The sequence below is a fragment of the Variovorax sp. P4_B11 genome (genome assembly GCF_056402355.1).
On sequence record NZ_JBFUHO010000012.1, the window covers coordinates 78,542 to 102,630 of the forward strand.

Consider the following 24,089-nt stretch of genomic DNA (forward strand, 5'->3'; position numbering starts at 1 on the left):
AGCGCGCTACCAGGCGCGCGCGACTTCGGCGAAGCCGGCCGGTGCACGCTTCTCGTCGTCGAAGGTCACGACCTCGTAGGCGTCCGGATGCGCGAGCAGTTCGCGCAGCAGCTTGTTGTTGAGCGCATGGCCGGAGCGGAACGCGCTATAGGCCGCGAGCAGCGGCTTGCCGATCACGTACAGGTCGCCCATCGCATCGAGGATCTTGTGCTTGACGAACTCGTCGTCGTAGCGCAGCCCGCCCGCGTTGAGCACCTTGGTGTCGTCCATCACGATCGCGTTGTCGAGACCGCCGCCCAGGGCCAGGCCCTTGGAGCGCATGTACTCGACTTCCTTCGTGAAGCCGAAGGTGCGCGCGCGTGCGATGTCGCGGCTGTAGGAACCGCTGCCGAGATCGAACTCCACGCGCTGTCCGGTCGAGTTGACCACGCGATGGTCGAAGTCGATCTCGAAGCTGAGCTTGTAGCCGTGGTACGGCTCGAGCCGCGCCCACTTGGCATCGGCACCCTCGCCTTCGCGCACCTCGACCGGCTTCCTGACCTGGATGAAGCGCCGCGGCGCCGCCTGCGACTGGATGCCCGCGCTCTGCAGCAGGAAGACGAAGGACGAGGCCGAGCCGTCGAGGATCGGCACCTCGTCGGCCGTGATGTCGATCAGCAGATTGTCGATGCCCAATCCGGCGCAGGCCGACATCAGGTGCTCGACGGTCTGGACCTTGGCGCCGCCCGACGAGACGGTCGACGCCAGCCGGGTGTCGGTCACCGACTCGGCCGTCATCGCGATCTCGACCGGCTCCGGCAGGTCGACCCGACGGAACACGATCCCGTGGTCGACCGGCGCCGGCCGCAGCGTGAGCTCGACCCGCTGCCCGCTGTGCAGCCCCACGCCCACGGCGCGGGTGATCGATTTGAGGGTTCGTTGGGACAGCACGGACGGCATTTTAGAGGCGCGGGATGCCCCTCGAACCGTCAGCCTCGCTATGTCCGCGATAGTGCTCATGCCTAAACACGGCCGATTGATGGTGCGGAAAGCGTAGCGAGCGCCCCGAGGTTGCGAGGAGAAGCGCAGCCGTACTCCGGTACGGCGAGCATCGCAGTCGCAAGATCGGGGCGCGCAGTAGCTTTACGCATCATCAATCAGCTTGGCGGCGCAGGAAGGCGGGGATCTCGAAGTCGTCCATGCCGCCCGAGGACAGCGCATCGACCTTGGCCGCGGCCATGGTGCGGTTGGTGCGCCACACGCTCGGCACGGCCATGCCGTCGTAGTTCGGCTGGCTGGCGGCGTGGCCGGTGCCTGTGCCGAGGGTCGGCACGGTGAACGCGATGTTGTCGGTGCCGGTGCGGATCACTTCGAGCGTCGGTGCCTGGCGGCGCGCATCCTGGCGCGACAGCCCGGTCGCGACCACGGTCACGCGCATCTCGTCGCCCAGGTTGTCGTCGTAGGCGGCGCCATAGATCACGTGCGCATCGGGGGATGCGTAGGCGCGGATGGTGTTCATGGCCAGCTTCGATTCGCTCAGCTTCAGCGAGGCCTTCGATGCGGTGACCAGCACCAGCACGCCCTTGGCGCCCGACAGGTCGATGCCCTCGAGCAGCGGGCAGGCCACGGCCTGCTCGGCGGCGATGCGGGCGCGGTCCGGGCCGCTGGCGGCCGCGGTGCCCATCATGGCCTTGCCGGGCTCGCCCATCACGGTGCGCACGTCTTCGAAGTCGACGTTCACGCCGCCGTACTCGTTGATGATTTCCGAGATCCCGCCGACGGCGTTCTTCAGCACGTCGTTGGCGTGCGCGAAGGCCTCGTCCTGCGTCACGTCCTCGCCGAGCACGTCGAGCAGCTTCTCGTTGAGCACCACGATCAGCGAGTCGACATTGGCTTCGAGCTCAGCCAGGCCGGCATCGGCGTTGGTCATGCGGCGCCCGCCCTCCCAATCGAAAGGCTTGGTCACCACGCCCACCGTGAGGATGCCCATTTCCTTGGCGATGCGCGCGATCACCGGCGCTGCGCCGGTGCCCGTGCCGCCGCCCATGCCGGCCGTGATGAACAGCATGTGCGCGCCGGCGATCGATTCGCGGATGTCGTCGATCGCGGCTTCGGCGGCGTCGCGGCCCTTCTCGGGCTTGCTGCCGGCGCCCAGGCCGTTGGTACCGAGCTGGATCGTCTTGTGGGCGTTGCTGCGCGACAGCGCCTGCGCGTCGGTGTTGGCGCAGACGAACTGCACGCCCTGCACGCCGCGCTCCATCATGTGCGCGACCGCGTTGCCGCCGCCGCCGCCGACGCCGATCACCTTGATCTGGGTGCCCTGGTTGAACTCTTCGATCTCGATCATTTCGATAGCCATTTTTCTGACTCCTTGAATTTGCAGTTGCCGTTTATTGATGAATGAATTTGTTGTGGGTAACCGTTGAACGCTGTCAGGGTGGAGGTCCGGTTCGCCGCCATCGCTCGTTGAAATGCAGCGGGGGACTGCCCCGCGCCAGCCAGAGACGGTGAGGATTCATGATCAGAAGTTCCCCACGATGAAGTCCTTGAAGCGTCCGAAGGCGGTCTTGACGGAGCCGTTCTTCTGCGCCACCTTGAAGCCGCGCAAGCGCGCATAGCGGGCCTCCTCGAGCAGCCCCATCACGGTCGCGGCACGCGGCTGCGCGACCATGTCGGACAGCGCGCTCGAATATTTCGGAATGCCGCGCCGCACCGGCTTCAGGAAGATGTCCTCGCCGAGCTCGACCATGCCCGGCATCACCGCGCTGCCGCCGGTCAGCACCACGCCGGACGACAGCACCTCCTCGTAGCCCGACTCGCGCACCACCTGCTGCACCAGCGAGAAGATCTCCTCGATGCGCGGCTCGATCACGCCGGCCAGCGCCTGCTTGCTCAGCATGCGCGGGCCGCGGTCGCCGAGGCCCGGCACCTCGACCTGGGTGTCGGGGTCGGCCAGCAGCTGCTTGGCATAGCCGTTCTCGACCTTGATGTCCTCGGCGTCCTTGGTCGGCGTGCGCAGCGCCATCGCGATGTCGCTGGTGATCAGGTCGCCGGCGATCGGGATCACCGCCGTGTGGCGGATCGCGCCGTTGGTGAAGATCGCCACGTCGGTGGTGCCGGCGCCGATGTCGACCAGCACGACGCCGAGTTCGCGCTCGTCCTCGGTCAGCACCGCCAGGCTGGAGGCCAGCGGGTTCAGCATCAGCTGGTCGACCTCGAGGCCGCAGCGACGCACGCACTTGATGATGTTCTCGGCCGCGCTCTGGGCCCCGGTCACGATGTGCACCTTGGCCTCGAGCCGCATGCCGCTCATGCCGATCGGCTCCTTCACATCCTGGCCGTCGATCACGAACTCCTGCGGCTCCACCAGCAGCAGCCGCTGGTCGCTGGAGATGTTGATGGCGCGCGCCGTCTCCACCACGCGGGCGACATCGGCCGGCGTGACCTCCTTGTCCTTGACAGCCACCATGCCGCTCGAATTGATGCCGCGGATATGGCTGCCGGTGATGCCGGTGTAGACGCGGCTGATCTTGCAGTCGGCCATCAGCTCGGCCTCCTTCAGCGCCTGCTGGATGCTCTGCACGGTGGCATCGATGTTCACCACCACGCCGCGCTTGAGCCCGTTGCTCGGCGCGATGCCGAGCCCGGCCAGCTTGAGCTCGCCGTTGGGCAGCACCTCGGCGACCACGGCCATCACCTTGGCGGTGCCGATGTCGAGACCGACAACGAGATCTTTGTACTCTTTGGACATGTGCTTCCTCTGTTCGCTCTCTCTACTTTTTCTTCGGGTCGGCAACGACCGTCGTCACGCCGCGCAGCCGCAGCGCATAGCCCTCGTTGTGCCGCAGGTCGGCGCCCTCGACCGCCGCCACCGTGCGCCCGTACTGGCCCGCCACCGGCGTCACGGTGCGCAGGAAGCGCTGCGTGCGTGCCACCACCTCCTCGCCCTGGCCGCGCCCGAGCTCGATCACGGCCCCGGTGTCGAGCAGCACACGCCAGCTGCCGCGGCTGGTCAGCGTGAGTTGGTCGATGGCGAGGTCGTAAGGCTGGAACAGCGGCGCCAGCACGCGGTACATGCCCAGCACCTGGCCGGCCTGCTCGGGAGGACCGTCCAGCCGCGGCAGGTTGTCGTCGACCTCGGCCACGTTGGCCTCGAAGACCTCGCCGAAGCCGTTGATCAGCTTCGAGCCGGCCTCGTCGCCCCAGTGGGCGACCGGCACGTGCTCGGTCAGCGTGGCGCGCAGCTTGTTCGGGAACTCGCGTCGCACCACCGCCTTGCGCACCCAGGGCACCGACTCGAACGCGCTGCGCGCGCGCGCCAGGTCGACCGTGAAGAAGTTGCCCGCCAGCTGCGGCGCGACATTGGCGCGCAGGGTGACCGCGTTGTTGTGCGTGACCTCGCCGTCGACCTTGATGCCGGCCAGCGGGAAGAAGGGCTGCCGCAGCACCCACCAGGCGCCCGCCGCCAGCAGCATGACCGCGAACATCGCGAACACGAGGGTCGCGAGCACGTTCATGAGCTTGACGTCGAAGGGCACGGGGATGCTTCGTGTCATGGCGTGGCGGCGCCTCCAGGCAGACCCGAATCCAGCGTGGCCGTCGCCAGCACGCGCAGGCACAGGTCCTCGTAGGCGATGCCGGCCGCGCGGGCCGACATCGGCACCAGCGAGTGGCTGGTCATGCCCGGCGAGGTGTTCATCTCGAGCAGGAAGGGCTTGCGGTCGCTGGCGCGGATCATCAGGTCGGCGCGGCCCCAGCCGCGGCAGCCGAGCTGGTGGTAGGCGGCCAGCGCGATGCGGCGGATCTCGTGCTCCTCGGCCTCGGGCAGGCCGCTCGGGCAGTGGTACTTGACCTCGTCGGTGAAGTACTTGTTCTGGTAGTCGTAGGCGCCCTCGGGGGCGGCGATGCGCACCACCGGCAGCGCCACGGCGTCGAGGCCGCTGCCGAGCACGGCGCAGGTCACTTCCTCGCCCTCGATGAATTCCTCGCACAGCACGTCGGCGTCGTAGCGCACCGCCAGGGCGACCGCATCCTGCATCTGCGAGTAGCCCTGCACCTTGGTGACGCCGATGGAGGAGCCCTCGCGCGGCGGCTTCACGATCAGCGGCAGGCCCAGCACGTCGGGCACGGCGTTGACCTGCTCGCGGCTCTGCTGGTCGAAGGCCAGGCGCACGTAGCGCGGCGTCGGCAGGCCGTCGGCCTGCCAGATGCGCTTGGTCATGACCTTGTCCATCGCCACGCTCGAGGCCATCACGCCCGAGCCGGTGTAGGGAAGGCCGAGCAGTTCGAGCGCGCCCTGCACCGTGCCGTCTTCGCCGTGGCGGCCGTGCAGCGCGACGAAGCAGCGCGCGAAGCCTTCGCGCTTGAGTTCGGCAAGATCGCGCCCGGCCGGGTCGAACGCATGCGCATCGACGCCGCGCGAGCGCAGCGCCTCGAGCACGCCGGTGCCCGACATGATGGAAATCTCGCGCTCGGCCGAACTGCCGCCGAACAGAACGGCGACCTTGCCGAAGGCCTTCGGATCGACGACGCTCACAGCGCCCTCCCTTCGCGCGTGAAGCGCTCCGATTTCTGCGGCGCCAGCGCGCCGATCTCGACCACCTTGGCCGGCACGGCGCCGATCGATCCGGCGCCCATGCAGATCACGACGTCGCCCTCGCGCGCGTTGTCCAGGATCGCCTGCGGCATGGCCGCGATCTCGTCGACGAACACCGGCTCGACCTTGCCCGCGACGCGCAGCGCGCGCGCCAGCGAGCGGCCGTCGGCCGCCACGATCGGCGCCTCGCCGGCGGCGTAGACCTCGCCCAGCAGCACCGCATCGGCCTGGCCGATGACCTTGACGAAATCCTCGAAGCAGTCGCGGGTGCGCGTGAAGCGGTGCGGCTGAAAGGCCAGCACCAGGCGCCGCCCCGGAAAGGCGCCGCGTGCGGCGGCGATGGTCGCCGCCATCTCGACCGGGTGGTGGCCGTAGTCGTCGATCAGCGTGAAGCGGCCCGTGCGGGCGCCGGAGAGCGGCACTTCGCCGTAGCGCTGGAAGCGCCGGCCCACGCCCTTGAAGTCGGCCAGGCCGCGCTGCACCGCTTCGTCGGGCACATTGAGCTCGACCGCCACCGCGATCACCGCGAGCGCATTGCGCACGTTGTGCTCGCCCGGCAGGTTCAGCACGATATCGAGGTCGGGCAGCGTCACGCCGTTGCGGCGCTGGGCCGTGAAGTGCATCTGCGGGCCCACCGCGCGGACGTTGACCGCGCGCACCTGGGCGTCCTCGTCGAAGCCATAGCTGGTCACCGGGCAGGACACCGCCGTCACGATCTCGCGCACGGCCGGGTCGTCGATGCAGAGGATCGCGACGCCATAGAAGGGCATGCGATGCAGGAAATCGACGAAGGCCTTCTTGAGCTTCGCGAAGTCGTGCCCGTAAGTCTCCATGTGGTCGGCATCGATGTTCGTGACCACCGCCATCACCGGCAGCAGATTCAGGAACGAGGCATCGGACTCGTCGGCTTCGACCACGATGTAGTCGCCGCTGCCGAGCTGCGCATTGGCGCCGGCGCTGTTGAGCCGGCCGCCGATGACGAAGGTCGGATCGAGCCCGGCGGCCGCCAGCACGCTCGCCACCAGGCTGGTGGTGGTGGTCTTGCCGTGGGTGCCGGCGATCGCGATGCCCTGCTTGAGCCGCATCAGCTCGGCCAGCATCATGGCCCGCGGCACCACCGGGATGCGCTTTTCGCGCGCCGCCACCACCTCGGGGTTCTCGGCGTTGACCGCGGTCGAGGTGACGACCGCATCGGCGCCCGCGATGTTCGCGGCGTCATGGCCGACGAAGGTCGCGATGCCGAGGCTGGCCAGGCGTTTCAAGGTCGCGCTGTCGGCCAGGTCGGAGCCGGAGATCGTGTAGCCGAGGTTGAGCAGCACTTCGGCGATGCCGCTCATGCCCGAGCCGCCGACGCCGACGAAGTGAATGTGTCGAATGGCATGCTTCATACGCGACCTCCATCGATCGACGCTTGCCACACAGCGGCAAGCGCAGCGAAGCCCGTTCGGGAGATGCCGCGGAACCGGCTTTGCCGGGCCGCTGGCGTCGCCCCCTTGAGGGGGAAGGCGGCTACACGAAGTGAGCAAGCAACGAGGGTGGGCATCACTTCGCAAGCTCCTCGCAGGCGCGGACCATCTCGTCGACGGCCTCGCGTTTTTGCATGGTTTGGGCTTTCACGGCGCGTTCGAGGAGCGCAGCGCGCTCGGTGTTCTTCAGCAATTCGGCCAGCAATTCAGGAGTCAGTTCGGTTTGTTGAACGAGCCAGCCACCGCCCGCGTCGACAAGGAAGCGGGCATTGGTGGTCTGGTGGTCGTCCACGGCGGAAGGGAAAGGCACGAACAGCGCTGCTGCGCCGACGGCCGCGATTTCGGTGACGGTGCTGGCGCCGGCGCGGGCGACGATCAGGTCGGCCTCGGCATAGGCCTGCGCCGTGTCCTCGATGAAAGGCGTGAGCTCGCCGTCGACGCCGGCGGCGGCGTAGTTGGCGCGCAGCTCGTCGATCTGCCTGGCGCCGCTCTGGTGCGTGACCCGCGGCCGCTCGGCCGGAGCAATGAGGGCCAGCGCCTTCGGCACCACGGCGTTGAGCGCGCGGGCGCCGAGGCTGCCGCCGACCACCAGCAGCTTGAGCGGGCCGACCCGACCGGCGAAGCGCGTGGCCGGGTCGCGTTGCGACAGGAAGGCGGCACGCAGCGGATTGCCGACCCATTGCGCCTTCTTGATCACGTTCGGGAAGGCGGTGAAGACACGGTCGGCAACGCCCGCAAGCACCTTGTTGGCAAGGCCCGCGACCGAGTTCTGCTCGTGCAGCACCAGCGGTTTGCCGAGCAGCACGCCCATCATGCCGCCCGGGAAGGTGATGTAGCCGCCGAGGCCGACCACCACATCGGGGCGCACGCGGCGCACCACCGCCATGCTCTGCACGAAGGCGCGCAGCAGGCGCATCGGCAGCAGGGCCAGGGTCAGCGGCCCCTTGCCGCGGACGCCGCCGAACTGCACCGGCTCGAAGGCGAAGCCGCGCGGCGGCACCAGCTTCTCTTCCATGCTGCCCGGAGCGCCGAGCCAGTGGACGCGCCAGCCGCGCTCGCGCAGGGCCTCGGCCACGGCCAGGCCCGGGAAGATGTGTCCTCCCGTTCCGCCCGCCATGACCAGTGCCGTACGGCTCATACGCGGCCTCCGCGCATCAGCGGCGCATTCGCGCCGCAGCGCTTCGCGCTGACTCTGTTTTGGCGAAACCGCGTCCTCATACGCGGCCTCCGCGCATGAGGACGCGGTTTTCGTAGTCGATGCGCAGCACGACGGCCAGTGCCACGACGTTCAACAGGATCGCCGAGCCGCCGAAGCTCATCAGCGGCAAGGTCAGGCCCTTGGTCGGCAATGCGCCCAGGTTCACGCCCATGTTGATGAAGGCCTGGAAGCCGATCCAGATGCCGATGCCCTGCGCCACCAGGCCCGCGAACACACGATCGAGGGCGATCGCCTGGCGGCCGATGTGCATGATCCGGCGCGTGAGCCACAGGAACAGGCCGATCGCGAGCAGCACGCCGACCAAGCCGAACTCCTCGCCGATCACGGCCAGCAGGAAGTCGGTGTGGGCCTCGGGCAGCCAGTGCAGCTTCTCGACGCTGCCGCCGAGGCCGACACCGAAGACCTCGCCACGGCCGATCGCGATCAGCGAGTGCGAGAGCTGGTAGCCCTTGCCGAGCGCATGCTCTTCGCTCCACGGATCGAGGTAGGCGAAGATGCGCTCGCGCCGCCAGGGGCTGGTCGCCACGATGGTACCGAAGGCCACCACCACCAGCGCCGCGATGACGAAGAACATGCGCGCATTGACGCCGCCCAGGAACAGGATGCCCATCGCGATGACCGCGATCACCATGAAGGCGCCCATGTCCGGCTCGGCCATCACCAGCATCCCGACCACCACCACCGCGATGCCCATCGGCAGCACGGCGCGGAAGAAGCGCTCCTTGATCTCCATCTTGCGCACCATGTAGCTGGCGGCGTAGAGCACCATCGCGAGCTTGGCCAGCTCCGAGGGCTGGAAACGCATGAAGCCCAGCGGCAGCCAGCGGCGGGCGCCGTTGACGTTGATGCCGATGTGCGGGATCAGCACCGCCACCAGCAGCAGCAGCGAGGCGACGAAGAGCCAGGGCGCGGTGCGCTCCCAGGTCTTCATCGGCACCTGGAAGGCCAGCAGGCCGGCGATCGCGGCGATCACCAGCGAGGCCGCATGGCGCGTGAGGAAGAAGGTCGGCGTGTAGCCGGCGCGCGCGAAGCGCGGACTGTCGGACAGCGCGATCGAGGCCGAATAGACCATCACCAGCCCCCAGGCCAGCAAGGCCACGGTGACCCAGACCAGCGCCTGGTCGAAGCCGAGCACGCGCACCGGCGCCGCCTTGGTCTGGGTCATGCCGGCGTTGCCGAGCCGCACCGGCAAGTGCATCGGCAGCGCATCGATGCCGCTCCTGGCGCGGCCGAACCAGCCGCCGAAGCGGCCGGATTTCTCGGGCGTGGCGGTGGTCGCGGTGTTCATTCCGCATCCTCCACGGGGTGGGCCGGCAGATCGGCGAGCGCCTCCACGGCCTCGCAGAACACCTGGGCCCGGTGCGCATAGTCGCGGAACATGTCGAAGCTGGCGCAGGCCGGCGACAACAGCACCGCGTCGCCCGGATGGGCGCGCCCGGCCGCCAATGTCACCGCCTCGGACAGCGACGCCGCATGCAGCAGCGCGATGCCGGTGCCGGCCAGGGCGGCCTCGATCTGCGGCGCATCGCGGCCGATCAGCACCACGGCGCGCGCGTACTGCGCGACCGGCGCGGCCAGCGGCCCGAAGTCCTGGCCCTTGCCCTCGCCGCCGAGGATCACGACCAGCCGGCGCTCCTCGCCGAGACCGACCAGGGCCGCGACGGTGGCACCGACGTTGGTCCCCTTGCTGTCGTCGAAGTACTCGACCTCGCCGACGATCGCCACCGGCTCGACCCGGTGCGGCTCGCCGCGGTATTCGCGCAGGCCGTAGAGCATCGGCGCCAGCTGGCAGCCGGCCGCGGTGGCCAATGCCAGCGCGGCCAGCGCGTTGAGCGCGTTGTGGCGGCCGCGGATGCGCAGCGCGTCCGCGGGCATCAGGCGCTGGATGAAGATTTCCTCCTCCTCCACCGCGGCGCCGCGCTTGCGCTTCTGCGTTTCATCGGCCTCGAGGGCGCGCACCAGCCAGGCCATGCCGTTGAGGCGCTCGATGCCGTAGTCGCCCGGACGCAGCGGCATCGCGGCGCCGAAGGTGATGACGCTGCGCGCCACCTGGCCCCGGGCCAGCTTCACCGGCGCCGGCCGCATCGCCATGACGGCGGCGTCCTCGCGGTTGAGCACCATCACGCCTTTGCTGCCGAAGATGCGTGCCTTGGCCGCGGCATAGGCCGCCATGTCGCCATGCCAGTCGAGGTGGTCCTGCGACAGGTTCAGCACGGTGGCGGCGGTCGGCTCGAAGCCCTGGACGCCGTCGAGCTGGAAACTCGACAGCTCGAGCACCCAGACTTCGGGCAGGTCGTCGGCATCCATGCGGGCCGACAAGGTGTCGAGCAACGTCGGGCCGATGTTGCCGGCCACGGCGACCGACTTGCCGGCGCGCTCCACCAGCTGGCCGGTCAGCGCGGTGACGGTGGTCTTGCCGTTGGTGCCGGTGATGGCCAGCACGGCCGGCATGTAGCCCTGCGGCACCGGCGGCGGCAGCACGACTTCCGGCAGCGGGGAGAAGGAATCGTCGTCGTCGTCGGCCAGCGCAGCAGCGATCGCCTCGGCCGGCCGGGCCGACTCGAACTCGGGCGCGTTGGCGGCGGGCGCCTGCGGCTCGAAGTCGGGGGCGTGGAGCTCCCCGTCCGGGGCGGGAAGCGGCTCCGGCGATGCCGGCTCGGTGGCTTCGGCAGCGGGCGCAGCCGCGGGGACTTCCACCACTTCGACCGTGCGCAGATCCGCGAGCGCACGCGCGAACAGGTCCAGCTCGCCACCGACCGGCAGCCCCATGGCCCGCGCGGCATCGACCACCACCGCCACCGAGGCCGGCGACAGGCCCGGCGAGCGGTAGACCGCGCGCACCGGCGTGCCTTCGACCAGCGCGGCCGACAGCGGCCCGCCGACGAACACCGCATCGGGCAGTTCGGCGCGCAGCGTCGCCAGTTGCGGCGGCGCCTCGCGGGTGTCGGCCACCGTGAGCACTGCGCCGTGGCGCGCGCACCAGCGTGCCATCGCCAGGCCGGACGCGCCGAGACCCAGGACGAGGACGTGGAGATCTTTCAAGTGCCGCATGGTGTCAACGCAGCTTCAGGGTGGACAGGCCGACCAGGCACAACAGCATCGTGATGATCCAGAAGCGGACCACGACCTGCGTCTCGCGCCAGCCGCTCTTCTCGAAATGATGGTGCAGCGGCGCCATCTTGAGCACGCGCCGGCCCTCGCCGAAACGCTTCTTGGTGTATTTGAAGTAACTGACCTGCGCCATCACCGAGATCGCCTCGACCACGAAGATGCCGCCCATGATGAAGAACACGATCTCCTGCCGCACGATGACCGCGATGGTGCCGAGCGCGCCGCCGAGCGCGAGCGCGCCGACATCGCCCATGAAGACCTGCGCCGGATGGGTGTTGAACCACAGGAAGGCCAGGCCGGCGCCGGCCATGGCCGAACAGAACACCAGCAGCTCGCCCGAACCCGGGATGTGCGGAAACAGCAGGTAGCGCGAGTACACCGCGCTGCCCGTGACATAGGCGAACACGCCAAGCGCCGAGCCGACCATCACCACCGGCATGATCGCCAGGCCGTCGAGGCCGTCGGTGAGGTTCACCGCGTTGCTGGCACCGACGATCACCAGGTAAGTCAGGATCACGAAGCCGATGCCGCCGAGCGGGTAGCTGATCTCCTTGAAGAAGGGCACCAGCAGGTTGATCTTCGGCGGGAAGTCGAGGTCGAAGCCCGAGCGCATCCAGGTGAAGAACAGCTCGAGCACGCGCCAGTTGGAGCTCTCGGAAATGCTGAACAGCAGGTAGAAGGCGGCCACCAGCCCGACCACCGATTGCCAGAAGTACTTCTCGCGCGAGCGCATGCCCTCGGGGTCCTTGCGCACCACCTTGCGCCAGTCGTCGACCCAGCCGATGGCGCCGAAGCCCAGCGTGACCCACAGCACGATCCAGACGAAGCGGTTCGAGAGCTCGAACCACAGAAAGGTCGAGAAGGCGATCGAGAACAGCACCAGCACGCCGCCCATGGTCGGCGTGCCGCTCTTGGTCAGGTGCGTCTCCATGCCGTAGCTGCGCACCTGCTGGCCGATCTTGAGCGCGGTCAAGCGGCGGATCACGTAGGGGCCGGCGGCCAGGCCGAGCAGCAGCGCGGTCAGCGCCGCCATCAGCGCGCGGAAGGTCAGGTACTGGAAGACCCGCAGGAAGCCGAATTCCGGCGACAGGCCTTGCAGCCACGTGGCGAGGCTCAGCAGCATGGGCGCGGCCTCGTCGGGAAATGATGCATGGGCGAACAGGCCTCGATGCGCGACTCATGCGGCATGACCGGCCTCCTTGTCTTGTTGTCGTGATTCGGCCCAGCCGGTGACGGCCTGGACCACGCGCTCCATCTGCATGAAGCGCGAGCCCTTGACCAGCACGCTCGCAAGCTGCGGCAACTTCGCCTGGACGGCGGCGTTGAGCGAATCGATGTCTTCGAAATGCCGGCCCTCGCCGGCAGGGCCGGCCCCGCCATAGGCGGCGATGCTGTGCGCCGACTCGCGGCCGAGCGCGAACACCGCCTCGATGCCGCGCTCGCGGGCCCGCAAGCCGATCTCGGAATGGAACTGCGGCCCCTGGTCGCCGACCTCGCCCATGTCGCCGATCACCAGCAGGCGCGGGCCCGGCAGCGCGGCGAGGACGTCGATCGCCGCCAGCATGGAGTCGGGATTGGCGTTGTAGGTGTCGTCGACCAGCGTGATCGAGCGCTGGCCCGCGAGCGGCAGTGCGATCGCCCTGGAGCGGCCCTTGACCGGTTCGAAGGCCGACAGGCCGTCGGCGATCCGCTCCAGCGAGACGCCGCCGGCGAGCGCGCAGGCGATCGCCGCCAGCGCATTGACGACGTTGTGCCGGCCGGCGATGCGCAGCGTGAAGCGCAGCTCGCCCAGCGGCGTGCGGGCACCGACCTGCCAGGCGCCGTCGGCCCAGTCGGCCGCCACCAGCGCGATGTCGGCGCCGGCCTGCTCGCCGAAGCTCAGGCAGCGGCGCGATGCACCGCGCTGCGCGATCTCCTTCCACAGGGGCGTGAATGCGTCTGCGTACGGGAAGACCGCGGTGCCCTGCGGCGGCAGCGCCTCGAACACCGCTGCGTTCTCGCGTGCCACGGCCTCGACCGTGGCCATGAACTCCTGGTGCTCGCGCTGCGCGTTGTTGACCAATGCGATGGTCGGCCGCGCGATCCGCGCCAGCCGCTCGATCTCGCCCGGATGGTTCATGCCGAGCTCGACCACCGAGCGCTGGTGCCGCCGACGCAGGCGCAGCAAGGTCAGCGGCACACCGATCTCGTTGTTGAAGTTGCCGGCCGTGGCCAGCGCGCCCTCGCCGCAGGCGGCACGCAGGATCGACGCGATCATCTGCGTCACGGTGGTCTTGCCGTTGCTGCCGGTGACCGCGATCAGCGGCAGTTCGAACTGGGCGCGCCAGCCTGCCGACAGCGCACCGAGCGCGCTCAGGCTGTCGGGGACTTCGAGGCCCGCCAGGCCTGCGGCCTCGAGGCCGCCATGGGCGATCGCGGCGACGGCGCCGCGGGCCCGGGCATCGGCCAGGAACTGGTTGGCATCGAAGCGCTCGCCCTTCAGTGCGACGAACAGGTCACCGGCCGCCAGGGTGCGGGTGTCGGTGTGGACGCGCTGGATCGGCGTCGCGGGGTCGCCGACCAGGCGCGCACCGGGGATCCATGCCAGGGCCTGGCCAAGGGTCATCATGGGCGTCGCTGCGGGCGTGTCGCTCATGCGCCGCTCCTTGCCGTGAGCGCATCGAGCGCATGGATCCGGTCCGAGAACGCGATCCGCTCGCCGGCGATTTCCTGCCAGGCCTCGTGGCCGCGGCCGGCGAGCAGCACGACGTCTTCCGGCCGGGCCTGGGCCAGCGTCTCGGCGATCGCACGCGCACGGTCGGGCTCGACCTGCGCGGCTTCGGGCCGCGCCAGCCCGAGCAGGATCTGGCTGATGATCGCCGACGGCCTCTCGCTGCGGGGGTTGTCGCTGGTCACGACCACGCGGTCGGCCTGCGACTCGGCCACCGCGGCCATCATCGGGCGCTTGGCGCTGTCGCGGTCGCCGCCGCAGCCGAACAGGCACCACAGCGCGCCGCCGCGCTGCCGCGCCAGCGGCCGCAGGCCGGCCAGTGCCTTGTCGAGCGCGTCGGGCGTGTGGGCGTAATCGACCACCGCCAGCGGCCGGCCGGGCAGGCTCAGGCGCTCCATGCGGCCCGGCACGCTCTCGAGCCCGGCGCAGGCCTGCACGGCCGCATCGAGCGGCAGGCCGAGCGCGCGCAGGGCGCCCAGCACGCCGAGCAGGTTGGCAACGTTGTACTGGCCGATCAGCGAGGTCGCGAGGCGCTGCGCCGGCACGCCCTCCTCGATCACCGAAAAATTGAGGCCCCGGGCGTCGTAGCCGATGTCGTCCGCCCGCAGCCGGGCCGGGGCACCCTCGGCCGACACCGTCCAGACATCGAGCGCGCCGACACCGCGCTCGATCAGGTTGGCGACCAGGGCCGCGCCGTGCACGTCGTCGATGTTGACCACCGCGGCGCGCAGGCCGGGCCAGCGGAACAGTTCGGCCTTGGCATCCCAGTAGGCCTCCATGCTGCGGTGGTAGTCCAGGTGGTCCTGGGTGAAATTGGTGAACACCGCCACCGCGATCCGGCTGCCGTCGAGCCGGCGTTCGGCAATGCCGATCGACGAGGCCTCGACCGCGCAGGCGCCGAAACCGCGGTCGACGAAGGTGCGCAGTTCGCGCTGCAGCATGACGGGATCGGGCGTCGTGAGCCCGGTGTAGGTCAGCTCGGGCGGCACGCCGATGCCCAGCGTGCCGACCACGGCACAGGGCGAACGCCCGGCATCGGCCGGCCGCGACGACAGCGCCTGCGCCAGCCACCAGGCGGTCGAAGTCTTGCCGTTGGTGCCGGTGACGGCGATCAGATCGAGTTCGGCCGAGGGCGTGTCGTAGTAGGCGGCCGCGATCGGCCCGGTCGCGGCCTTGAGGCCGGCGTAGGTGGCGATCGCCTCGCCCTCGAAGCCGAAGGCCGCGCTGCCATCCTGCTCGACCAGGCAGGCCGCGGCGCCCTTCGCCAGCGCGCCGGCGACGAAACGCCGGCCGTCGGTCGCGGCCCCGGGCCAGGCGATGAAGCCGTCGCCCGCGCCGACCGCGCGGCTGTCGGCATGCAGCGCCCCGCGCACGCGCGAGCGCAGCCAGGCGGCGGCTTCGGCGGGGTTGTGCAGCGTCGTCACGGCCATCAGAAACTCTCTTCCACGCCCTTGGTCACGACCAGGGGTTTGACTGCGAGATCGGGCGCCACGTTCATCATGCGCAGGGTCTGCTGCACGACTTCGCTGAACACCGGCGCCGCCACCAGGCCGCCGAAGTACTGGCCGTTGCTCGGCTCGTCGATCATCACCGCGACGATGATGCGCGGCTTCTCGATCGGCGCCATGCCGGTGAACCAGGCACGGTACTTGTTGCTCGCGTAGCCCTTGCCGACCTGCTTGTGCGCCGTGCCCGACTTGCCGCCCACCGAGTAGCCGATGGTCTGCGCCAGCGGTCCGGTGCCGCCCGGGCCGGCCGCCATCTGCAGCATCTTGCGCACCGCCAGCGCGTTCTGGGCCGAGAACACCTTGACGCCGACCGCCGGCTCGCTGCTCTTGAGGATGGTCGCCGGGATGATGTCGCCGTCGTGCGCGAAGGCGGTGTACGAATGCGCCATCTGAAACAGCGAGGCTGACAGGCCGTACCCGTAGGCCATGGTGGCCTGCTCGACCGGCTTCCACGACTTCCAGGGCCGCAGGCGGCCGGTGACCGCACCGGGGAACTGGATCTGCGGCTTCTGGCCGTAGCCGAGCGCGGTGTAGGTGTCCCACATCTCGCGCGGCGTCATCTTCTGCGCGATCTTGAGCGCGCCGATGTTGCTCGACTTCTGGATCACGCCCTCGACCGTCAGCGCGCCGTAGTTGTGGGTGTCGCTGATCGTGAAGCCGCCGATGCTCATGCGCCCGGGCGCGGTGGAGATCACGGTCTGCGGCGTCACGCGGCCGGCTTCCAGCGCCATGCCGATCGTCACCGGTTTCATGGTCGAGCCGGGCTCGAAGACGTCGGTCAGCGCGCGGTTGCGCAGCTGTTCGCCGGTCAGGTTCTGCCGCTTGTCGGGGACGTAGCTCGGGTAGTTGGCCAGCGCCAGCACCTCGCCGGTGACGGCGTCCAGCACCACCACGCTGCCGGCCTTGGCCTTGTGCATGGTCACGGCGTCGCGCAGCTTCTGGTAGGCGAAGAACTGCACCTTGCTGTCGACGCTGAGCTGGATGTCCTTGCCGTCCACCGGCGGCACCTGCTCGCCGACGCCTTCGACCACGCGGCCGAGGCGGTCCTTGATGACGCGGCGCGAGCCTGTCTTGCCGGCCAGGTCCTTGTTGAAGGCCAGCTCGATGCCTTCCTGGCCGTGGTCCTCGACATTGGTGAAGCCGACCACGTGCGCGGCCGCCTCGCCCTCGGGGTACTGGCGCTTGTATTCCTTGCGCTGGTAGATGCCCTTGATATTGAGTGCCGCGATCTGCTTGGCGATCGGCTCGTCAACCTGGCGCTTGACCCAGACGAAGGTCTTGTCCTCGTCCTCGAGCTTCTTGTCGAAGTCCTTCTGTGGCATCTCGAGCAGCCTGGCCACCTGCTTGAGCTTGGCCTTGACCTCCGGGTCGTCGCGCTCGATGTCTTCGGGGATCGCCCAGATGCTCGGTGCCACCACGCTGGAGGCCAGCAGCAGGCCGTTGCGGTCGAGGATGCGGCCGCGGTTGGCGGGCAGCTCGAGCGTGCGCGTGAAGCGGACCTCGCCCTGGCGCTGGAAGAAGTCGTTGTCAAGCACCTGCACGTAGGCCGCGCGGGCCGCCAGCAGCATGAAGCCGCCGGCGATCGCCGCGACGATGAACTTGCTGCGCCAGACCGGCGTCTTGCTGGCAAGCAAGGGGCTGGTCGTGTACTGGACGCTGCGGCGCGGCATCAGTGCGCTCCCTTCGACTGTGCGGCGCGGCTTGGCGGCGTCGCCGACGCAGGCGCCACCACCGCGGGAATCACGGTGCCGTCGGCGCGGACGTACTGCGTGATGGCGGGCGTGGTGGTGCGCATCCTGAGCTGCTCCTTGGCCAGCTTCTCGACCCGCAGCGGCGTCGCCTGGGCCCGCTTCTCGACCTGCAGCCGGTCGCGGTCGAGCTCCAGGCGGCGGGCCTCGAGCTCGATGCGGTGCAGCTCGGTGAAGAGCTGGCGCGACAGGTACTGCGTATGGACGAGGTAGACCGCCGAGCCGAGCACGGCGATCAGGAGCAGCAGGTTGAGCCGCGCCATGTCAGAGCCCGCCCGGCCGCCCGAAGGGCACTGAGCGCCCCCTCGGGGGGCAGCGATACACGAAGTGATGGGCGTGGGGGCGATTCATCCTAAATGCCCTCCCCGGTGCGCTCGGCCACGCGCAGGATCGCGCTGCGCGAGCGCGGATTGCCCTCCACCTCGGCCTTCGAGGGCTTGATGCGCGCCAACGCCTTGAGCTTCATCGCCTTCGGCGCGGCGAAGGGCGCGCGGCGGTCGTAGACCTCCTTCGAGTGCCGGGCGATGAATTGCTTCACGATGCGGTCTTCCAGCGAATGGAAGCTGATCACCGCGAGCCGGCCCTGGGGCTGCAGCACGGTCAGGCTGGCCTCTAGCGCCTGTTGCAGCTCTTCAAGCTCGGCGTTGATGAAAATCCGAAGAGCCTGAAATGTGCGCGTTGCAGGGTTCTGGCCCGGCTCGCGGGTTTTGACCGCGCCAGCCACGAGCTCGGCCAGCTCGGCGGTGGTTGAAATTGGGCCCCGTTCTTGTCGGCGAGCAACAATCGCCTTTGCAATCTGAACAGCAAACCGTTCTTCGCCATAGTCACGAATCACCTCCGCAATCTGCTGAGCCTCGGCTGTGGCCAGCCATTCGGACACGCTCTCGCCGCGCGTGGTGTCCATGCGCATGTCGAGCGGCCCGTCGAAACGAAAAGAAAAACCCCGTGCGGGGTTGTCGATCTGGGGAGAGCTGACACCGAGGTCCATCAGCAGGCCGGCCACACTGGCCGGCGGCAGCTCCCCCAGATCCTTGAAGCCCTGGTGGCGGATGGAAAAACGCGCATCCTCGATGCGCGCTGCTTCGGCCACCGCTTCCGCGTCCTTGTCGAACGCGATCAACCGGCCCGTCGGCCCCAGCCTGGCCAGAATGGCGCGGGAATGGCCGCCGCGTCCGAAAGTCGCATCCACGTAGGTGCCGGTCGCCTGCGAAGCGTCCGGGATCAGCGCCTTCACCGCCTCTTCCAACAAGACGGTCGTGTGGGTCCACGGTTGTTCCACTGCGCGCCTCAGAACGAAAAGTCCTGGAAGACATCCGGCATCTGGCCTTGCGTGGCCTCGGCCTCCTTGGCCTCGTAGCTTGCCTTGTCCCAGAGTTCGAAGTGGTTGCCCATGCCGAGCAGCAGGGCGTCGCGCGAGATGCCAGCGGCGGCGCGCAGTTCGGGCGAGACCAGCACGCGGCCGGTACCGTCCATCTCGACGTCCATCGCATTGCCGAGGAAGACCCGCTTCCACCACTGCGCCGACATCGGCAGCGCGGCGATGCGCTCGCGGAACTTCTCCCATTCGGGACGCGGGAACAGCATCAGGCAGCCATGCGGGTGCTTGGTGATCGTGAGTTGGCCGGCCGCGGTCGCGCTCAGGACGTCACGGTGCCGGGTCGGCACGGAGAGCCGCCCCTTGGCATCCAGACTGAGCGATGAAGCGCCTTGAAACACGACCACGAGACCCCGGTGTTGGGAGGTGTCGCGAGGCCCGAATCAGGCCTTGCTGGACACTTTTTCCCACTTAACTGCACTTTTTTCCACTGTAGCAGGAAACACCTACCGCGCAACCAGGCGTCACGGGTATTTTTTGTAATGGAATCAATGACTTAGCGATGTTTTTGCAAGCTCAAAAACGCCGAATTCCGTTGCAAATGAAGCACTTAGCTCACGCAATGAAAGTAATGCAAGAGATAGGCTCGCCCCCAGGTTGGCTCACTGCGTGTAGCCGCCCACCCCCTGCCGGGGCGCAGTCAGCGGCCCGGCAAAGCCGGTTCCGCGACTGCCCCCGAACAGGCGAGCGCTGCGCGCCGCCGTCGAAGACAGTGCGCCGCTTCTTACTGGCCGGCGCAGCCAGGCCCGTTGGTGAAACACCGCGGATCTGGCTTTGCCAGGCCGCTGGTGTTGCCCCCGGCAGGGGGTGGGCGCCCGGACACGAAGTGCCGGGCAACCTGGGGGCGAGCCACATCTCAAAGGATGAATCGAGAAAGGTCTTCGTCGTGACTGAGTGCCTGAAGGCGCTGATCCACATAGGCGGCATCGATGTGCACTGCTTGGCCGTCCAACCTGGCGGCATCAAAACTGACTTCGTCGAGCAAGCGCTCCATCACGGTCGACAACCGGCGGGCGCCGATGTTCTCGGTCCGTTCGTTGACCTCGAAGGCGATGTTGGCCAATCGCGTGATGCCCTCGGGCGTGAACTCGAGCGTGACGCCCTCCGTGGCCAGCAGCGCCTGGTACTGCTTGACCAGCGAGGCCTGGGTCTGAGTCAGGATGCCCTCGAAATCGGCCACCGACAGCGACTGCAGTTCGACCCGGATCGGGAAACGGCCCTGCAGCTCGGGAATCAGGTCGCTCGGCTTGCTCAGGTGGAAGGCGCCGCTGGCGATGAACAGGATGTGGTCGGTGCGCACCACGCCGTACTTGGTGCTGACCGCAGTGCCCTCGACCAGCGGCAGCAGGTCGCGCTGCACGCCCTGGCGCGAGACATCCGCGCCCTGGGCCTCGTTGCGGCTCGCCACCTTGTCGATCTCGTCAATGAAGACGATGCCGTTCTGCTCGGCATTGTGGATCGCCTGGGTGCGGATCTCGTCCTCGTTGACCAGCTTGGCGGCTTCCTCGTCGATCAGCAGGCGCATCGCCTCGGCGATCTTGAGCTTGCGGTTCTTGCGCTTGGTCTGGCCGAGCTGGCCGAACATGCTGCGCAGCTGCTCGGTCATTTCCTCCATGCCCGCCGGGCCCATGATCTCCAGCGGCTGGCGGGTCTCCGCGAGGTCGATCTCGATCTCCTTGTCGTCGAGCTCGTGCTCGCGCAGCTTCTTGCGGAAGGCCTGGCGGGTCGGGCTGGGGGTGTCGCTCAATGCGCCGTCGGGCAGGCGCGCGGGCGGCAGCAGGACGTCGAGGATGCGTTCTTCGGCGGCATCCTCGGCCCGCATGCGGACCTTGGCGCTCTCGGCCTCGCGGGTCTGCTTGATCGCGATCTCGGCCAGGTCGCGGATGATCGAGTCGACGTCCTTGCCGACGTAGCCGACCTCGGTGAATTTCGTCGCTTCCACCTTGATGAAGGGGGCATCGGCCAGCCGGGCCAGCCGGCGTGCGATCTCGGTCTTGCCGACCCCGGTGGGGCCGATCATGAGGATGTTCTTGGGCGTGATCTCGGCGCGCAGCTTCTCCTCGACCTGCTGGCGACGCCAGCGGTTGCGCAGCGCGATCGCGACCGAACGCTTGGCCTGGGACTGCCCGACGATGTGGCGATCGAGTTCGGAGACGATTTCCTGGGGGGTCATGGACATGAAGGGGCTCGCGCTTCTCAGAGGGTCTCGACCGTGTGGTGCATGTTGGTGTAAATGCAGAGATCGGCGGCGATCTCCAGCGCTTTCTTCACGATCTGCTCGGCCGGCAACTCGGAGTTCTCGACCAGCGCCTTGGCCGCGGCCTGCGCGTAGGCGCCGCCGGATCCGATCGCGATGATGCCGTTCTCGGGTTCCAGCACGTCGCCGTTGCCGGTGATGATCAGCGAGGTGGTGGCGTCGGCCACCGCCAGCATGGCCTCGAGACGGCGCAGCACGCGGTCGGTGCGCCAGTCCTTGGTCAGCTCGATCGCCGCCCGGGCCAGGTGTCCCTGGTGCTTCTCGAGCTTGGCCTCGAAACGCTCGAACAGCGTGAAAGCGTCGGCGGTCGCGCCCGCGAAGCCGGCCAGCACCTTGCCGTGGTAGAGCCGGCGCACCTTGCGCGCCGTGCCCTTGATGACGATGTTGCCGAGCGTGACCTGGCCGTCGCCGCCGATGGCGACCTGGTCGGCGGCCCCGGCCACCTTGCGCCGGACGCTGATAATCGTGGTTCCGTGAAATTGTTCCATCGAAGCAATCTCAGGGCAAAGGCCCGGATCTCAACCCCGGCAGCCGCCGAAGTCAGTCTTTTCTGAGGGCGACCGAGGCGTGGTCGACGATGCCGATGACTTCGAAGAAGGCCGCCACCAGGCGGTGGGCGTCGACGAACTGGAGCTTCTGGCCGCGGCCGTGGTGGTCGGTGACCCAGTTGAGCAGGGTGCCGGCGGCGGCAAAATCGATCCGCACCAGGGCCGCGCAGGAAACGGTGGGCGTCGTCGAATCGGCCAGCTCCGCATCGAGACGCTGCCAAGTCGAGAGCGATTCCCCGACCAGGTCGCCGACCAGCAGGCTGGGGCCCGCGCTCGCCGCGGCCGGCGCTGCGCCGGCGGAATCGATCGAGGCCCCCCTGTCAGCAGGCTTCGCCGCCGGAAAGGCGTCCAGCGACCCATAGTTGCCCTTGGGATCCTCCCAAGGCGGCGGCGACACCTCGTAGGTAATGCAGTAGTTGAGCGCCAGCAATTCGAATTCGTCGGCCCGGTGCATCATGCGCAAGGCCGCCATGTGCAGCTGCCACCAGACCGCATCGACGCCCCGGTCGTTGGCCGGCGTGGCTTCGGCGAGCACCAGCAGGAGACGGTCGGCGGCGCGAAAACGCAGCTGTACCGTGGAATCGGCCCAATGGGTGAACAAGGCCCGCAGCGGCCCGGCGGCATCGGGCTCGATGGCGTCGATCGCGCTCCAGTCGAGCCGCCAGGACGGACCTGCGGCGCCGAGCGCGCGCGTCAGGCCGATCAGGCCCTGGCGCGAGAGCCGCGGCGGGCTGGCCCAGTCGGCATCACTGGCCGCGACCGGTGGCGGCTCGTGCGGGCCCGCCGTCGAGGCACGGGCCGAATTCGCCAGGGCGCGGAACGACATCCACTCGGGCGCCGCCTGCTTCATGCGCTGGGCATAGCGAGTGCTGGCGGCCACGAACTTCTCGGCCTCGCCGATGGCACGGTAGAGGTCGAGCAGCGTCCGCCAGGTGTCGTCGTGTTCGGCGGTCGGGCTGTCGGGCGCCAGCGCCTGCAGCAGGATCGCCTCGGCGCCCGCATCGTCGCCGTGGGCGTAGCGGATCGCGGCTTCCTCGATGCTGCCGTCGTGCGCCGGCAGCTGGACCTGCAGGCCCTGGACCCCGCCCTGCGGCACGCCGGGCACGGTGTCGGCATAGGCGCGCGCGTGCTGCTCGGCCATATGCGAACCGTCGGCGGACGCACCCTCTGCGGCCGTCGCGGCGCGGGGGTCCCGGCCCTTCCACCACTGCTGGGACATCTGCTCTTCGATCTCGTCGATCTTCTTGAGCGTGAGCGCCCTGCCCTCCGATTTGCCGGAGGTGCTGCTGACATTGAAGGAAGACGGCGTGGCCGCCGGGTCGCGCCCGCCGGCCGCCTCGCGCTGGCGCAGCTTGCGCAGCATGTCGAACTCGCGGCGGCGCACGAAGTCGTTGCGCTGCCGCCGCTCGATCATCTCCTTGAGCATTTCACGGCTGTAGCCGTTTTCGAGCGTCGACGACTCGTCGGCGTCGAGCTCGGACCAATCCTTCAGGGGATTGCGAACGAACTTCGCCACCTTCGACAGCAAGCGACCGGAATCTTCCTTGGCCATGCGCAGCGTCTCCGTCCGATTTCTCCCGTGATCAGTCGCCGAACATCTTCTGCTTGAGCTCGCGGCGCTGCTGCGCTTCGAGCGACAGCGTGGCGGTCGGACGGGCCAGCAGGCGGCCGACGCCGATCGGCTCGCCGGTCTCGTCGCAGTAGCCATAGTCGCCGGCATCGATGCGCTGGATCGACTGCTCGATCTTCTTCAGCAGCTTGCGCTCGCGGTCACGGGTGCGCAGTTCGAGCGCATGCTCTTCCTCGATGGTGGCGCGATCAGCCGGATCGGGCACGACCACCGTGTCCTCGCGCAGGTGCTCGGTGGTCTCGCCGGCATTCTCGAGGATGCCGCGCTTGAGTTCCTGCAGCTTGAGGCGGAAGAACGCCATCTGCTTCTCGTTCATGTACTCGGAATCCGGCATGGCGATCACTTCGGCGTCGCTCAGCTCCTCGGCCGACTTGGTCTTCCAGTTGTTGACCAGCTTGGGATCCTTCTTGACCGCGATCGGCGGCGGCGGCACCAGCGCGTTCGAGGTGATCTGGACGAAGCTGGACTTGGCCGCCGTGGAGGCCACCGATTGCGGCATGGAGGGGACCGTGAGCTGGGACAGCCGCGACACGCGGCCGCCGCGGGCGGGTGCGGCGGTCGTTGCGGGCGTCGCCGGGGCGGAAATGGTGGAGGCGGCAGCCGTTTTTTTCATGGGACTCGATGGTGCAGGTGGCGCGGCGGGGGCGCCGGCCGGTTTGGAGGAGGAGGTGCTCGCGGCCGCAGGGGCCGTGCTCCGGGCGGGAGACGGGGACGGCGCGGCATGCTTGGCGGAAACCTTCTTCGCCGCGGGCACAGCCTGCTTGGCAGCCACCGTCTTCTTGACGGTGGGCTTCGTCGCGGGCTTGGCGTGGGCGGCGGGTTTCTTCACGGTGACTGGCTCCTTCGATGGACTCGGACGCGCATTCAGATCATGGGTGCTCGCCGATGGCGAACCCCGGGGTTATACCCCCGAATTCGGCCCCGAAACGCGCCCGGCCCTAT

20 protein-coding genes are annotated in these 24,089 nt (G+C 68.7%); all 20 read right to left on the reverse strand.

Going from position 1 to position 24,089, the window contains the following annotated elements:
- Window positions 1–6: 6 nt before the first annotated feature.
- Window positions 7–930 carry a UDP-3-O-acyl-N-acetylglucosamine deacetylase gene (gene lpxC / locus AC1DYD_RS13775; RefSeq protein WP_478173303.1) on the reverse strand — a complete coding sequence of 308 codons (924 nt, stop codon included), beginning with the start codon at window positions 928–930 and terminating at the stop codon, window positions 7–9.
- Between the two features lie 202 nt (window positions 931–1,132).
- Window positions 1,133–2,338 (reverse strand): cell division protein FtsZ, encoded by a 1,206-nt coding sequence (ftsZ, locus tag AC1DYD_RS13780; protein WP_478173304.1) that lies wholly within the window; start codon window positions 2,336–2,338, stop codon window positions 1,133–1,135.
- 162 nt (window positions 2,339–2,500) lie between these two features.
- A complete protein-coding gene (gene ftsA / locus AC1DYD_RS13785) occupies window positions 2,501–3,730 on the reverse strand; it encodes a cell division protein FtsA (protein WP_286368870.1) in 1,230 nt (409 codons plus the stop codon).
- A 22-nt stretch (window positions 3,731–3,752) separates the two neighbouring features.
- The gene (locus tag AC1DYD_RS13790; RefSeq protein ID WP_478173305.1) at window positions 3,753–4,535 is read right to left on the reverse strand and encodes a cell division protein FtsQ/DivIB; all 783 of its coding nucleotides are present in this window, start codon (window positions 4,533–4,535) and stop codon (window positions 3,753–3,755) included.
- On the reverse strand, window positions 4,532–5,515 hold the full coding sequence (locus AC1DYD_RS13795; protein WP_478173306.1) for a D-alanine--D-alanine ligase: 984 nt from the start codon (window positions 5,513–5,515) through the stop codon (window positions 4,532–4,534). The genes AC1DYD_RS13790 and AC1DYD_RS13795 overlap by 4 nt, the downstream gene beginning before the upstream one ends.
- Window positions 5,512–6,963: a UDP-N-acetylmuramate--L-alanine ligase gene (gene murC, locus AC1DYD_RS13800; protein ID WP_478173307.1), complete on the reverse strand. Its 1,452-nt coding sequence runs from the start codon at window positions 6,961–6,963 to the stop codon at window positions 5,512–5,514. The genes AC1DYD_RS13795 and murC overlap by 4 nt, the downstream gene beginning before the upstream one ends.
- Before the next feature lie 154 nt (window positions 6,964–7,117).
- The gene (murG, locus tag AC1DYD_RS13805; protein ID WP_478173308.1) at window positions 7,118–8,179 is read right to left on the reverse strand and encodes an undecaprenyldiphospho-muramoylpentapeptide beta-N-acetylglucosaminyltransferase; all 1,062 of its coding nucleotides are present in this window, start codon (window positions 8,177–8,179) and stop codon (window positions 7,118–7,120) included.
- 76 nt (window positions 8,180–8,255) lie between these two features.
- The gene (ftsW, locus tag AC1DYD_RS13810) at window positions 8,256–9,548 is read right to left on the reverse strand and encodes a putative lipid II flippase FtsW (protein ID WP_478173309.1); all 1,293 of its coding nucleotides are present in this window, start codon (window positions 9,546–9,548) and stop codon (window positions 8,256–8,258) included.
- Entirely contained in the window at window positions 9,545–11,311 is a 1,767-nt protein-coding gene (murD, locus tag AC1DYD_RS13815) for a UDP-N-acetylmuramoyl-L-alanine--D-glutamate ligase (protein WP_478173310.1), read from the reverse strand. Before murD ends, ftsW begins: the two co-directional genes overlap by 4 nt.
- Before the next feature lie 4 nt (window positions 11,312–11,315).
- Window positions 11,316–12,494: a phospho-N-acetylmuramoyl-pentapeptide-transferase gene (gene mraY, locus AC1DYD_RS13820; RefSeq protein ID WP_478173311.1), complete on the reverse strand. Its 1,179-nt coding sequence runs from the start codon at window positions 12,492–12,494 to the stop codon at window positions 11,316–11,318.
- A gap of 54 nt (window positions 12,495–12,548) precedes the next feature.
- On the reverse strand, window positions 12,549–14,006 hold the full coding sequence (locus tag AC1DYD_RS13825) for a UDP-N-acetylmuramoyl-tripeptide--D-alanyl-D-alanine ligase (RefSeq protein WP_478173312.1): 1,458 nt from the start codon (window positions 14,004–14,006) through the stop codon (window positions 12,549–12,551).
- Window positions 14,003–15,511 carry a UDP-N-acetylmuramoyl-L-alanyl-D-glutamate--2,6-diaminopimelate ligase gene (locus AC1DYD_RS13830; RefSeq protein ID WP_478173313.1) on the reverse strand — a complete coding sequence of 503 codons (1,509 nt, stop codon included), beginning with the start codon at window positions 15,509–15,511 and terminating at the stop codon, window positions 14,003–14,005. Before AC1DYD_RS13830 ends, AC1DYD_RS13825 begins: the two co-directional genes overlap by 4 nt.
- Window positions 15,511–17,259: a peptidoglycan D,D-transpeptidase FtsI family protein gene (locus AC1DYD_RS13835; RefSeq protein ID WP_478173314.1), complete on the reverse strand. Its 1,749-nt coding sequence runs from the start codon at window positions 17,257–17,259 to the stop codon at window positions 15,511–15,513. The genes AC1DYD_RS13830 and AC1DYD_RS13835 overlap by 1 nt, the downstream gene beginning before the upstream one ends.
- Complete coding sequence (ftsL, locus tag AC1DYD_RS13840; protein WP_478173315.1) at window positions 17,259–17,600, reverse strand: cell division protein FtsL; 342 nt, start codon at window positions 17,598–17,600, stop codon at window positions 17,259–17,261. Before ftsL ends, AC1DYD_RS13835 begins: the two co-directional genes overlap by 1 nt.
- 89 nt (window positions 17,601–17,689) lie before the next feature.
- Entirely contained in the window at window positions 17,690–18,616 is a 927-nt protein-coding gene (gene rsmH, locus AC1DYD_RS13845) for a 16S rRNA (cytosine(1402)-N(4))-methyltransferase RsmH (RefSeq protein ID WP_478173316.1), read from the reverse strand.
- 8 nt (window positions 18,617–18,624) lie between these two features.
- Window positions 18,625–19,053: a division/cell wall cluster transcriptional repressor MraZ gene (gene mraZ / locus AC1DYD_RS13850; protein WP_478173361.1), complete on the reverse strand. Its 429-nt coding sequence runs from the start codon at window positions 19,051–19,053 to the stop codon at window positions 18,625–18,627.
- 515 nt (window positions 19,054–19,568) lie between these two features.
- Window positions 19,569–20,891, reverse strand: a complete 1,323-nt coding sequence (gene hslU / locus AC1DYD_RS13855; protein WP_478173317.1) for an ATP-dependent protease ATPase subunit HslU — start codon at window positions 20,889–20,891, stop codon at window positions 19,569–19,571.
- A gap of 17 nt (window positions 20,892–20,908) precedes the next feature.
- Complete coding sequence (gene hslV, locus AC1DYD_RS13860) at window positions 20,909–21,457, reverse strand: ATP-dependent protease subunit HslV (protein WP_478173318.1); 549 nt, start codon at window positions 21,455–21,457, stop codon at window positions 20,909–20,911.
- Window positions 21,458–21,509: 52 nt separating this feature from the next.
- Window positions 21,510–23,069, reverse strand: coding sequence for an STAS domain-containing protein (locus AC1DYD_RS13865; protein WP_478173319.1), 1,560 nt, complete (start codon window positions 23,067–23,069; stop codon window positions 21,510–21,512).
- Between the two features lie 31 nt (window positions 23,070–23,100).
- Complete coding sequence (gene dksA / locus AC1DYD_RS13870; RefSeq protein ID WP_478173320.1) at window positions 23,101–23,760, reverse strand: RNA polymerase-binding protein DksA; 660 nt, start codon at window positions 23,758–23,760, stop codon at window positions 23,101–23,103.
- Window positions 23,761–24,089: the final 329 nt, after the last annotated feature.

What these genes read in the sequence shown, in the direction of transcription:
- ftsZ (WP_478173304.1), bottom strand. Translation starts at nt 2,338, where the DNA reads ATGGCTATCGAAATGATCGAGATCGAAGAGTTCAACCAGGGCACCCAG.
- ftsA (WP_286368870.1), bottom strand. Translation starts at nt 3,730, where the DNA reads ATGTCCAAAGAGTACAAAGATCTCGTTGTCGGTCTCGACATCGGCACC.
- AC1DYD_RS13790 (WP_478173305.1), bottom strand. Translation starts at nt 4,535, where the DNA reads ATGACACGAAGCATCCCCGTGCCCTTCGACGTCAAGCTCATGAACGTG.
- murC (WP_478173307.1), bottom strand. Translation starts at nt 6,963, where the DNA reads ATGAAGCATGCCATTCGACACATTCACTTCGTCGGCGTCGGCGGCTCG.
- murG (WP_478173308.1), bottom strand. Translation starts at nt 8,179, where the DNA reads ATGAGCCGTACGGCACTGGTCATGGCGGGCGGAACGGGAGGACACATC.
- ftsW (WP_478173309.1), bottom strand. Translation starts at nt 9,548, where the DNA reads ATGAACACCGCGACCACCGCCACGCCCGAGAAATCCGGCCGCTTCGGC.
- murD (WP_478173310.1), bottom strand. Translation starts at nt 11,311, where the DNA reads ATGCGGCACTTGAAAGATCTCCACGTCCTCGTCCTGGGTCTCGGCGCG.
- mraY (WP_478173311.1), bottom strand. Translation starts at nt 12,494, where the DNA reads ATGCTGCTGAGCCTCGCCACGTGGCTGCAAGGCCTGTCGCCGGAATTC.
- AC1DYD_RS13825 (WP_478173312.1), bottom strand. Translation starts at nt 14,006, where the DNA reads ATGAGCGACACGCCCGCAGCGACGCCCATGATGACCCTTGGCCAGGCC.
- AC1DYD_RS13830 (WP_478173313.1), bottom strand. Translation starts at nt 15,511, where the DNA reads ATGGCCGTGACGACGCTGCACAACCCCGCCGAAGCCGCCGCCTGGCTG.
- AC1DYD_RS13835 (WP_478173314.1), bottom strand. Translation starts at nt 17,259, where the DNA reads ATGCCGCGCCGCAGCGTCCAGTACACGACCAGCCCCTTGCTTGCCAGC.
- ftsL (WP_478173315.1), bottom strand. Translation starts at nt 17,600, where the DNA reads ATGGCGCGGCTCAACCTGCTGCTCCTGATCGCCGTGCTCGGCTCGGCG.
- hslU (WP_478173317.1), bottom strand. Translation starts at nt 20,891, where the DNA reads ATGTCCATGACCCCCCAGGAAATCGTCTCCGAACTCGATCGCCACATC.
- hslV (WP_478173318.1), bottom strand. Translation starts at nt 21,457, where the DNA reads ATGGAACAATTTCACGGAACCACGATTATCAGCGTCCGGCGCAAGGTG.
- AC1DYD_RS13865 (WP_478173319.1), bottom strand. Translation starts at nt 23,069, where the DNA reads ATGGCCAAGGAAGATTCCGGTCGCTTGCTGTCGAAGGTGGCGAAGTTC.
- dksA (WP_478173320.1), bottom strand. Translation starts at nt 23,760, where the DNA reads ATGAAAAAAACGGCTGCCGCCTCCACCATTTCCGCCCCGGCGACGCCC.